Annotated in this window: 6 protein-coding genes and 6 pseudogenes; 7 read left to right on the top strand and 5 right to left on the bottom strand. The window is 39.9% G+C overall.

Going from position 1 to position 12,316, the window contains the following annotated elements:
- The first annotated feature begins 62 nt into the window (after positions 1–62).
- Entirely contained in the window at positions 63–3,410 is a 3,348-nt protein-coding gene (locus tag AC1P5O_RS06520; RefSeq protein WP_336754713.1) for a DEAD/DEAH box helicase, read from the top strand.
- An 18-nt stretch (positions 3,411–3,428) separates the two neighbouring features.
- Here AC1P5O_RS06520 and AC1P5O_RS06525 read toward each other — a convergent pair whose 3' ends face one another.
- The 4 genes and pseudogenes from AC1P5O_RS06525 to AC1P5O_RS06540 all read right to left on the bottom strand — a co-directional run.
- Positions 3,429–4,718 carry a type II toxin-antitoxin system HipA family toxin gene (locus tag AC1P5O_RS06525; RefSeq protein WP_004282132.1) on the bottom strand — a complete coding sequence of 430 codons (1,290 nt, stop codon included), beginning with the start codon at positions 4,716–4,718 and terminating at the stop codon, positions 3,429–3,431.
- Complete coding sequence (locus AC1P5O_RS06530; protein WP_004282130.1) at positions 4,715–5,023, bottom strand: helix-turn-helix transcriptional regulator; 309 nt, start codon at positions 5,021–5,023, stop codon at positions 4,715–4,717. Before AC1P5O_RS06530 ends, AC1P5O_RS06525 begins: the two co-directional genes overlap by 4 nt.
- A gap of 142 nt (positions 5,024–5,165) precedes the next feature.
- Positions 5,166–5,480: pseudogene (locus AC1P5O_RS06535) on the bottom strand (transposase); the annotation flags it as partial.
- Between the two features lie 132 nt (positions 5,481–5,612).
- A pseudogene (locus tag AC1P5O_RS06540) lies at positions 5,613–5,808 on the bottom strand (IS3 family transposase); the annotation flags it as partial.
- A gap of 62 nt (positions 5,809–5,870) precedes the next feature.
- Between AC1P5O_RS06540 and AC1P5O_RS06545 the strand changes: the two are divergent.
- From AC1P5O_RS06545 to AC1P5O_RS06570, 6 genes and pseudogenes are all read left to right on the top strand, one after another.
- Positions 5,871–6,173: pseudogene (locus AC1P5O_RS06545) on the top strand (transposase); the annotation flags it as partial.
- Positions 6,174–6,213: 40 nt separating this feature from the next.
- Positions 6,214–8,880 carry an excinuclease ABC subunit UvrA gene (locus AC1P5O_RS06550; RefSeq protein WP_121979843.1) on the top strand — a complete coding sequence of 889 codons (2,667 nt, stop codon included), beginning with the start codon at positions 6,214–6,216 and terminating at the stop codon, positions 8,878–8,880.
- 165 nt (positions 8,881–9,045) lie between these two features.
- Positions 9,046–9,985: pseudogene (locus AC1P5O_RS06555) on the top strand (IS5 family transposase).
- A gap of 451 nt (positions 9,986–10,436) precedes the next feature.
- Positions 10,437–10,718 (top strand): annotated as a pseudogene (locus tag AC1P5O_RS06560) (helix-turn-helix domain-containing protein); the annotation flags it as partial.
- A pseudogene (locus tag AC1P5O_RS06565) lies at positions 10,712–11,076 on the top strand (IS3 family transposase); the annotation flags it as partial. The pseudogenes AC1P5O_RS06560 and AC1P5O_RS06565, both read left to right, overlap by 7 nt.
- A gap of 196 nt (positions 11,077–11,272) precedes the next feature.
- On the top strand, positions 11,273–11,734 hold the full coding sequence (locus AC1P5O_RS06570) for a DIP1984 family protein (RefSeq protein WP_004281794.1): 462 nt from the start codon (positions 11,273–11,275) through the stop codon (positions 11,732–11,734).
- Between the two features lie 486 nt (positions 11,735–12,220).
- Here the strand turns inward: AC1P5O_RS06570 and AC1P5O_RS06575 are convergent.
- A partial coding sequence (locus AC1P5O_RS06575) for a transposase domain-containing protein (RefSeq protein ID WP_499005901.1) occupies positions 12,221–12,316 on the bottom strand: 96 nt, incomplete at its 5' end.

Consider the following 12,316-nt stretch of genomic DNA (forward strand, 5'->3'; position numbering starts at 1 on the left):
CTGTTCTGAAATGACAGCTTTGTCCGTTATAATTGTATAAACATTTTTGGTTTCTGGTAATTATGTCCTCATTGATCAATTTTCTATCTCGCTTTAGTACAGCAACTCTTCAGCGCAGTCTGAGCTATGCTAAACACATTGATAGGGAAACGATTGAGTTCTTTGAGGAAAAAGACGGGGTTACGATGTATGCCCAAATTGAAGGGACAGATTATTACGATACTGCAATTACCTATAATCCCCAAAAAGACCGTTTAATCGATGACGACTGCACTTGTCCGGTTGGATATAACTGTAAACATGCTGCTGCTTTAGCGCGGTTATTCTTTCAGGAATATCGCCAGGAATTTCAGCAGCGTTATGCTGACTCTCAATCCCCGCAGGGAATCGCAAAACGCCAACGGGGGGATGATCAGGCGCAGCGCTGGTTGAATGATTTTAAACGTTATTTACAACAGACTGAACCAGAGCAATCTGTCAAAACAAACAATTATTTAATTTACCTGCTAGATCAGTCTGTCAGCTTAAAGAAATTGACAGTTGATGTTCAGAAGGCCAGACGCAATAAAAACGGCTCAATTGCGGGGGAAAGTTATTATACCCAATATGAAAATATCACCAGAAAGCATCTGACTTTACCTGAACAAAAACGACAATTATTTAACCAGATTTATTATTATGCCAAAATAAACAGTGACGAACGCTTTTATCAAAGCAATCTTGATATCTCCAGAATTTTATTGGAACATTTCAAATCTTTTATTCAAAGTGGCGATGTGTACTGGCAAAAAAAGAGCCATACTGCACTTCAATGGTCAGAACAAGGCTATCACATCGAACTGATCTGGCAACAAGGTGTAAACAAACAGACAGAGCATTTAAACATTGAATTGGTCAATGGTGATATTCGACTCGATTTGAAATCAAATCCACATATTCAGATTCTCGCGAGCCATCCCCCATGTTATGTGGATATTCAACAGAACACGGTGGGCCAGTTATATGGTGAATATACGGCAAATCTTCTGTACCATTTTTTACAGATGCCTGATCTTCCATCTATGCTCTTGCCAGAGTTTGAGAAACTGACTCATCAATATTCAGACGTGAAAAATCTGCCTCAGCCCGAGTCTATTCAGCATATTGATGTCCTTGAGGGAAGTCCCCAGCCAATTTTACGCTTCGGTGTTTTAGATAAATTTGATTGGAAATGGGAAGAGTCTGTTTGTGCCGAAATTGAATTCTCCTATGTAGGCGGACGAATAAAAGCAGGTACATCAGGTGACAGTTTTATTGGTGAGCAGCATGGCAAAATGGTGCGACAGCTTCGGGACTTAGTTCAGGAACAACAGTCAATCCAGCGTTTACAGCTATTGGTCGAATCACTGAAGTGGGTGAAAGATCTTAATTATTACCAGCAATTAAAACTGGATAAACAACGTCTTGATTCTATGGTTTTTGCGTTCTATGGAGACTGGATCAAACAGCTGATGCCCATCAATCAAATTGAATTGATTGGATGGCAGATAGAGCATCTGGAACACAGCCCATTTAAGCTGCAATATGTTGAAAATTTAAATATTTCCATCACTGAATCTGAAAGCCAACAAGACTGGTTCAATATCGGGGCGACCGTTCAGGACAGTGCAGGCAATAGCTATGATTTACTCGATGCACTTGTGGCTTTGGTGAAAGAACAGCCTGATTTACTTGATCCACGGATTTTTGGTCATCTGAATGACAGTCAAATTTTCACCCTGAAAACTGCAGCGGATCAACCAGATTTGGCTTTATCCGCAAAGGACATTAAGCCGGTATTGTTGCATCTGCAGAGCATTTTACAGCAAGAAGAGCGTAGCATAGATCGCTATGATGCGAGTCAACTATTAGAATTACAGCATCATCTGGGGATGGTGTGGCAGGTCAGTAATCGCCTGCAGCAATTTGCGCAGAAATTCAAACAAGGCTATCAGCAACAACTGCCGACACCACAAGGTTTTCAGGGGGAATTACGTCCATACCAGCAGCAGGGCCTAGGCTGGTTACAGTTTTTAAGGGAAACCCAGCATGGCGGGATTCTGGCGGATGATATGGGTTTGGGTAAAACAGCACAAACTTTAGCCCACTTACTCATGGAAAAGCAGGCTGGTCATTTGCAGGACAGACCCGCCTTAATTGTTGCACCCACATCGCTGATGCATAACTGGTTCAAAGAAGCGGAAAAATTTACCCCTGAGCTCAAGGTACTGCTGCTACAAGGCCTCGACCGCCATCAGTATTTTGAGCAGATTTCACACTATGACATTGTGTTAACCACCTACCCGCTCTTGGCGAGAGATGAAGAGCAACTGAAGCAATATGAATATCATCAACTCATTCTGGATGAAGCGCAGAATATTAAAAATCCGCGTGCCAAAGCTGCACAGGTAGTACGGCAATTAACAGCGCGACATCGTCTATGTCTAACTGGTACACCTATGGAAAATCATTTGGGTGAGCTGTGGGCACTATTTTATTTTCTAATGCCAGGATTTTTATATTCACAAGAAATCTTTAATAAAAAGTACCGCTATCCTATTGAAAAACGCGGCGATCAGCAGTTAAGGCAAAAGTTGGTAAACCGCATTAAACCCTTTATTTTACGTCGCTTGAAAACTGACGTTGCCAAGGAATTGCCTGAAAAAACCACGATTGAAGTCAATATTGACATGAATGAGCAGCAATCCAATCTATATGAGGCTGTTCGCGCCACGATGCAGGCAAATATTCAGAAAATTGTGGCAGAAAAAGGCTTTAAGCGTAGTCAAATCCAAATTTTAGATGCCTTGCTGAAGCTGCGTCAGGTCTGTTGTCATCCTAGCTTGCTGAAACTGGATTCAGTTAAAACCGGGCAGGCGTATTCTGCCAAACTTGAACAGTTGATGGATATGGTTGTTCCAATGGTGGAAGAGGGACGAAAAATTCTTATTTTCTCTCAGTTTACCTCAATGTTGGAACTGATTGAACAACAGCTCTATCACGCAGAAATTGGCTATGTGAAGCTGACTGGAAAGACCAAAAAGCGAGATGAAGTCATTACAGCATTTCAGTCTGGACAAGTGCCGGTATTTTTAATCAGTCTGAAAGCAGGAGGGGTCGGTCTGAATCTAACTGCCGCAGATACGGTCATTCACTATGATCCATGGTGGAACCCTGCTGCTGAAGATCAAGCTTCAGATCGTGCATGGCGGATTGGGCAGGACAAGCCGGTATTTGTGTATAAGCTGATTACCAATAAAAGCATAGAAGAAAAAATTATTGCCTTGCAGCAGAATAAAGCAGAACTGGCACAGTCTATTCTAAGCACAGATCATGAGGGAGAAGCGAAACTGACGGAAAATGATGTGATGAAATTGTTTGAGAAATTTTAGCTTGGTTACAGGTTTCCTCTAATCATCTGTAAGTATCTGAAAGTCTGGATGCAATTTTTTCCAATGTTCTCTTAATTTTTCTTTATGAACAGAAATCATAGGTAAGTCTAGTAATAGCGCTGGCCATACTGACCGTGCTTTGTCCATAATGGCGTGAAGTTGTTTTTCAATAACACGCCATGGAACACCGACTTTTTCAGCCCATTGTTCAAAGTGTTTCATCTCAGCTAAATACCAATCTTTATTTTTGGCAAGATTCAATGCGAAATGAAGCTCATTTTCAATATATACACTAGTCATCAATATATCGTATGCGGGAGATAATCTTGGTGTTCTTTTGTCCTGATAAATCATACTCCAGTTTTTTAAGTGTGCATCTCCATTGGCGAGCAAAATGTTGACAAGTAAGCGGCTGGCAAATTGCTGAATATCAAGAATTTTGTTATCTGAAAATTGATAAATGATCTTTCCTATCTGCTCATAATTTGTGGTGCTGTATTTCTGCTGTGGATATGCACCGAAGATCTGAGCAAAGTCTTCGATGTGAATAAGCTCTGTAGTATCAGCAGTACTCTGTCTATCAAATCTTTTGATTGCAAAAGCATATTGCTCTTGGGGTAAATTTAATGGTGGAAGGTTTTGTAAGAGTGCCATATCCACCAAGCGAATCTCAGGGACATCTATTCCGACCATTTTGGCAAGGCTCATCATAGAATATTCATTTAGCGGAACAAAAGCATGTCTGGAAGAAGGAGTTTTGATAATCCAGTCCCCGAGTAGAGACGATTCCGTTGCCTGGACTAGTGTAAAACGCCCATCTTTGGCTTTCATGGAAAACTTCATTTGGACGCCGGCCAAGGAAAACTTATTATCTGTTCGAATCTCTTGCTTTAAGATCTGATCTGGATTAGAGATCTGCAGTTTGAATTTTATTTCATCTGGAATTTCTTCTGGATCTAATGGAGTCGCAATGAGTGCTCCAGGTAAATCATGACCTAAAGCTGCCAATAACTGAAATTCATTGTCTATATGTACTTTGAGGCTTTGTGCAATCAGTTCGCGTAATGCACCTTCTGGTAGCAAGTTTGATAGCAAGGGATGTAAACGCTGATGTGTAACATAGGTCTTTTCTAAAATTTTATCCACTTGAGGATACAAGGGGGAAGTCAGCAGGCTCAAGGTCGGGCGTTGCTGATCAGAGCGGAAAGAATCTGTAAAAACCAGAATATTTTTTCCGCTCTGAAATCCTGCCAAGTATCCAACGATACCGTGATGTAATGTTAATTTCAGGACGGCAACAGTATTCATGGTTCCTCTCCTCCGAGAAGACCCTTCCATGGGTTAGTCATTAAGTCATCCTGATCTTCAATAGTGACTTTAATTTCATCATTCAATAATTGTCTGATCAAATGAACCTTATCATCAGGGATGAGCATCAGTTGAGCATTTAATCCTGCCGCTATAATTTCTAAGGTCTCTAATCGAGGGTTGCCCTGACTTTCCAGTTTTTGGTACTGCTGTCTTGAAATGCCTGTACGGGATTGCATATCAACTTGCTTTAAGCCCAATTGGGTTCGTCTTTTTTTGATTTGCTGAAGTAAAGACTTATTCATTGTAGATGCATTTATTGCTTTTAGGTTCTGTAAGAAACATATTAGTTTCTTTTTTTTTGAAAAGCAATTTATGACTTTATCATTTCGATCGGCTTTGTTGCACAAAGATTTGAAATGCAAAGCGCCCCTAATTGAGCCAAATTTAAGGCGTAACTTGGGTAAGTGGTCGACCTAATTCCGTAAATCTGTTAAGGACTGCTACACGTGCATGGATCTCATTCACTTGGCTATCAAAACTCCTTGCACTGATTTTATCTCCTAATAATTTGATGCAATGCATCTTAGTTTCAACCAAACTTCGCCGATGATAGCCTGACCATTTTTTCCATAGTGTCCTGCCTAAACGCTTAACTGTTCGAAGTAATTCATTTCGCTCTAGCGAGCTACTCTTTGTATCTTTCCATGGTTTCGCATTTTTTCTAGGTGGAATCACCGCATGCCCTTGCCGATCTGCAATGAACCGTACCGGGTTTGTCGGAGACTTTTATTTAAGTTAGGCCACCTGACCTAACGGGTTAATCTTATAATCGTACATTGCTTCAAGCTCAAAAGACGACACATAACTCAGCGCATCAAGCACCATATCTGTATTCTTACCACGCCATACACCTTGTATTTCAAGATTTTGCATCAATCGAGAACTGTATAGCGCGCAATAACATAACTTCTCGTTGCAGTTGTTGCCAGACTTTACGAACGCCATACCGGCCCGAACTTTCTTTCCAAATTCGTTTGATTTGCTTAGCATGATGAAAATCATGTAGATCTCGTTTTGCTCGATGTTCCCTTGCGAAGCGATGCGCTTCTCATCGCAGGAAAGTTGGTCTCCGACAAACCCGGTACGGTTCAGTATCCAAAAATTGGAGAATCCTGGCGGGCAAATTGGGAAAATATCCGAACGATCTTTAGCTATCCTGCTGAAATACGTCATGCGATTTATACAACAAATGCAATTGAATCATTGAATAGCGTGATCCGCCATTCAACTAAAAAGAGAAAGATCTTCTCTTCTGATGATTCAGTGAAAAAGGTCATTTATTTAGCAACTTCAAATGCTGCTAAAAAATGGACCATGCCAATTCAAAATTGGCGTTTAGCAATGAATTGGTTTACGATTCAGTTCGATGATCGATTAAAAGATCATTTATAAAAAATAAGACTTACACAAAATAATTTACAGGCTCAGAAACATGAAAATACATTCTTTTGGTGAACACAATAACATTACTTTATCTAATAATTGTATTGAAGTTCGAGGTGCACGTGAGCATAACCTTAAGGATGTAGATGTTTCTATCCCAAGAAATGCACTTGTTGTTTTCTCAGGTGTATCGGGTTCAGGAAAATCATCACTTGCTTTTGGAACTATTTTTGCTGAAGCACAAAGAAGATATTTCGAATCTGTTGCACCTTATGCAAGACGCTTAATAGATCAGGCCGGAGTACCAGATGTTGATGCTATTGATGGTCTACCACCAGCAGTAGCATTGCAACAACAACGTGGTGCAAGTAATACCCGTTCTTCTGTTGGAAGTGTAACAACTTTATCAAGTCTCGTGCGAATGATTTATTCGCGTGCTGGTGCATATCCTGCCGATCAGCCAATGTTATATGCCGAGGACTTTTCACCGAACACTCTTCAAGGTGCTTGTCCTACCTGTCATGGTTTAGGTCACATTTATGAAGTTACAGAATCGACAATGGTTCCTGACCCAACACTCAGTATTCGTGAGAGAGCTATCGCATCATGGCCACCTGCTTGGCACGGGCAAAACTTACGCGATATCCTAGTAACCCTAGGGTATGATGTTGATCGACCATGGAAAGATTTACCGCAATCGGATAGAGACTGGATTTTATTTACTGAAGAAACCCCAACAGTTCCTGTCTATGCTGGTTTAAGCCCCGCTGAGACTCAATCTGCACTTAAACGTAAACTAGAACCCAGCTATATGGGCACTTTCACTGGTGCTCGTCGCTATGTCCTTCATACTTTTGCTAATACCCAAAGTACGTTGATGAAAAAACGTGTTTCACGTTTTATGGAAGGAAAAATATGCCCTTCCTGTCATGGTAAACGCCTTAAACCAGAAGCCTTATCTATTACCTTTGCTGGAGTAGATATTGGTGAGTTTATGCAACTTTCTTTGGATAAGTTAACTTGCCTGCTTGAGCCCATTGTTCTTGGCAATTTCGACGCTCATGATGCTGGAGAAAAGACTAATAATAAAGTAACCCAACTTGATAGATCCGAACGAGCAACAACAGGTAGAGCAGTGCATTCTGTATCTCCAGATGTAAGACGTACGTCAGCACTTTCAGATGAAAAGAAAATTGCTGCCCAGCGTTTAGCAAATGGTGTGGTGGGGCGTTTAAATCAATTACGCCAGTTAGGTCTTGGTTATCTAACATTAGATAGAGCCACACCGACTCTTTCAGCGGGAGAGTTACAACGTTTGCGTTTAGCAACACAATTAAGTTCTATGCTATTTGGTGTAGTTTATGTACTGGATGAACCGTCTGCTGGATTACATCCTTCAGATAGTCAGTCATTATATGATTCTCTCGATAAATTAAGAGACGCTGGAAACTCCGTATTTGTTGTAGAGCATGATTTAGAGCTCATGCGTCGTGCTCAATGGTTAGTGGATGTTGGACCAGATGCAGGAGAGCAAGGTGGTAATATTTTATATAGTGGAGTACCTCAGGGTTTAAGTGAGATTTCAGCTTCACGTACTGCAAGTTATTTATTTAATAAAATCCCAGTTACGCAAAGTTATGGACGTACACCCTCTGGTTGGCTTGAACTTAACAATATTTACCGACATAACCTGCATAATATTGATGCTCGTATACCTCTTGGTGTACTTACAGCAGTTACAGGTATTTCAGGTTCAGGTAAATCTAGTCTCGTTTCTCAAGCTTTACCCGAGTTAGTACTTTCATATTTAGGCAATGAATCTGAAACTGAAAACAATAATGAAAATAATCCTTTAAATGAAGGAATGTTGGTTGCCGAGGTTACACAGGGTTCTCTGGCTGGTGATGTGGAGGCTATACAGCGTCTGGTACAGGTTGATCAAAAACCAATTGGCCGTACTCCACGTTCTAATCTGGCAACTTATACGGGTTTATTTGATCATGTTAGAAAGTTATTTGCTGGGACTCCTGAAGCTCGCCAAGCTCATTATGATGCTGGACGTTTTTCGTTTAATGTGGCTAAAGGGCGATGTGAAACTTGTGAAGGTGAAGGCTTTGTCAGTGTAGAATTATTGTTTATGCCAAGTGTATATGCCCCTTGTCCGACATGTCATGGTGCTCGATATAATGATGACACTCTGAAAATTCGCTGGAATGGACGTAATATTGCTGAAGTATTAGGAATGACCGTCAATGAAGCACGTGATTTTTTTGATGGAGAGGTCTCGATTGCTCGTTCACTACAATTATTAAAGGAAATTGGCCTTGGTTATTTACGTTTAGGGCAACCAGCGACTGAACTATCTGGTGGAGAAGCGCAACGTATTAAATTGGCGGCCGAGCTGCAACGCAATCAGCGTGGAAATACACTGTATATACTTGATGAGCCAACTACAGGTTTGCATCCATCAGATGTAGATCGATTGTTAGTTCAATTGCAGCGATTAGTCGATGCGGGTAATACCGTGGTTATGATTGAGCATGATATGCGTGCCGTTGCACAAGCAGATTGGGTGATTGATGTGGGACCAGGTGCTGGAAATGCTGGTGGGAATATTGTTGTGGCAGGAACACCAAAACAAATAACAGAAAATCAAGATAGCCGTACTGCTCCATATTTAGTTAATGAGTTAGTGAGTCGTGATACTAAACATTGATATTGCGAGTGGGTAGAATAAAACCTTAAATTAAAAGCCTGTAAAATCAATCAGATATTTTTTGTTTTAGGTGGTGTGTGAGCATGAAATCTAAAATTTTTTTCAACTAAGGGCTTTGTTGCACAAACCTATCTGTAAAGGCTTTTTCAGCGATATAATTTTCAAATGAAGAAGCCTACACACAAAATCTACCGCACAACCAATTGGCCCGCATATAACCGAGCACTCATGAGTCGCGGAAATATTGCCATTTGGTTTGATCCTGCTACGCAATGGTATGCGCCATCAAAAGGCAAACAAGGGCGAAATCAAACCTACTCCGACGCAGCCATCCAATGCGGCTTAATGATTAAATCCTTATTCCGTCTGTCTTTACGTATGGTTACTGGCTTTGTGCAAAGTCTGATTAAACTTTGCGGCTGAGCAGCCCCGAATATCAGTGATATTCGTACAGTACGCTTTGTAGAAGACAAAAGCATATTGATATTGCAATCAGCTACCAAAAAAGTAGCGATGGGCTGCATCTACTCATGGACTCTACAGGCATGAAGTTTCTAGGTGAGGTCGAATGGAAGCGCAAGAAACATGGACCTGAATATCGTCGCCAATGGCGTAAACTACATATTGGTATAGATGCCAAAACCCTGCAAATACGAGCAGTTCAGCTTACAACCAATAATGTCAGTGATTCACAGGTGCTTGGTGATTTACTTAATCAGATTCCACAAGATGAGCGGATTGACTCTGTTTATACCGATGGAGCTTATGACACCAAGCAATGCCGTCAGGTCATTGCAGATCGGCAAGGGCATGCGGTGATTCCACCTAGAAAAAATGCGAAACCATGGAAAGATACAAAGAGTAGCTCGCTAGAACGAAATGAATTACTTCGAACAGTTAAACGTTTAGGCAGGACACTATGGAAAAAATGGTCAGGCTATCATCGGCGAAGTTGGTTGAAACTAAGATGCACTGCATTAAATTATTAGGAGATAAACTCAGCGCAAGGAGTTTTGATAGCCAAGTGAATGAAATTCATGCACGTGTAGCAGTCCTCAACAGATTTACGGAATCAGGTCGACCACTTACCCAAGTTACGCCTTAAATTTGGCTCAATTAGGGGCGCTTTGCATTTCAAATCTTTGTGCAACAAAGCCCTTTGAAAGCGTAAAACTTTCATTGAGGACAACAATGGGTATAGACAGGGACAGTACGAGTTGAGGTGAAACAATAATATTAGTTGTTTTTTAGTTGAACCTTTTTTTGTCAATCGAATTGTTTTTAGTTCAAACATGATGAAGTTTATGAATTAAAATTTAATTCAACATATCATATTTATCTAATTAAAGGATAGTACTTTAACTTATTGAAATCAGGTGAGTGCAAGGGATATATGAAGTTATTGTTTGGTATACTTCGCTTAACATAATCAATATTATACGAAATCAGTTTGTTAGAACCCATTTAAAGTGTCTATATTCTCACCAATAAAAATGTCTGGTTTATGATGGTTTTTATCACCATGGACGGGATATAAAATATAGATGCTGATCACTATGTCGGATAAAGAACTTAAACGATTGTCGGTTTTGCAGGAAATCTGCGATCAACGCATAACTCAATCCCAGGCTGCTCAGCTACTTCTACTTCATATTTCAGAATGTCAGGTCAGACGCTTACTGCAGAAATACAAAGTTCAAGGTTCAGCTGCATTAGCCCATACGGGTCGTGGCCAAACCAGCAATTCCAGGCTTTCTGAAGAACTCAGACTCAAGTGCCTCAATATTGTTTCTGATCAACTGCATGGTTTCGGACCAACCTTGGCGCATGAAAAGCTTATTCAACAGGAGTTATGGTTCATTCTGACCAAGGCAGTCAGTACTGTAGTCGTGCTTTTAGAGCGCTATTATTGACGAATAACTGTATTCAAAGTATGTCACGCAGTCTTGCGCAGTACACTGCTCATGTTGGGACAATGCAGTGACTGAAAGCTTCTTTCATACATTGAAAGGTCATGTAATCCATGGCAGTGTGTTTGCCACTCGAAAAGAAGCGAATGCTGTCTTGTTTGACTATATCGAGATTTATTACAATCGAATCAGAATACATTCTGCAAATGGCTGGTTAAGTCCTGAAGCCTTTGAACAAAAATATTGTAAGAATTTAGAGGGATCGAATGTCCACAATACTGTCTAGGATCAGATAAAGGATTCTGCATCTGAAAAAAGGCCTTTAGCTTAATTCTGAGCTTCGACTAATGACAAAATATAAGACTTCTACCTCTGAAAATTATAAAAAATCAATTTTTTTGATTTTTAAAGAATGAGGATATAGTATTTGTAAAATTACTTAGCTGCTTAAAACTTAATTCTAATTGGTTAATAGGTGAAAAATGAAATTAGCAGAAGCTCTCTTACTTCGAAGTGATCAACAAAAAAAAATTATTTCACTAAAACAACGTATCAATGCAAATGTATTGGTACAAGATGGTGATAAACCATCTGAAGATCCAAATGAACTACTAAAACAAGTATTTGCTTTAATTCAAGAATTTCAAAAATTAAGTTATGCAATTCATGAAACTAATGCTTTAACAAAATTAAATGATGGTCGTTCTTTACTTGCTTTATTGACTTTGCGTGATGAATTTGTAGAACAGCACAAAACCCTAACTGCAGCAATAAGTAATACATCTCGTGAATCTGATCGTTATAGTACGCGGGAAATAAAGTGGCATAAAGTTATTCCAGTTTCATCACTACAAAAACAAGCTGATGATATTAGTCTTAAATTACGTGATTTAAATGTGGTGATTCAGTCGAGTAATTGGAAAATTGATTTGATTGATGCCTAATAGTCCTTTAGATATAATCAAGTTGAACATACTGGGCGAGTACAAGATCCCTTACTTCCACAACATAGGATTGTAAATAAAGTGTAGTGGCTTGCAAAGCAAGTGGATAAGCTTAAAATTTTAAGTACAAATCAATCCATCACTTGGCATAACTCAAATCTTTGTGCGAACAAAGTTACATGTTACTTATAACTACCATGTACTGACAGTATGTTCACCTCAATTACTAAAAATAAAGAAATGAGCAAGCACCAGCTCAACTACATTTCTATTTTTAATTCGGTTCGGCTTTGTTGCATAACGAGCTGAAAGACAGATTTTGAAAACAGCAGATTCAAATCACAAGTTGAACCGTACCGGGTTCGTCGGAGACTTTTTTATTTAAGTTAGGCCACCTGACCTAACGGGTTAATCTTATCATAGTACATTGCTTCAAACTCAAAAGGCGATACATAGTAAGCGTGCGCTGAACCCCATAGCTATTTTTTAATTTTGGTCGGGTTTCCAGCGGTGCGGCAGCAATTCTTCTATTTGGCTCACTTTATGTGTCGGTAACCTTTTCAGCACATCACTTAAATAGGC

Source organism: Prolinoborus fasciculus, from assembly GCF_056724605.1.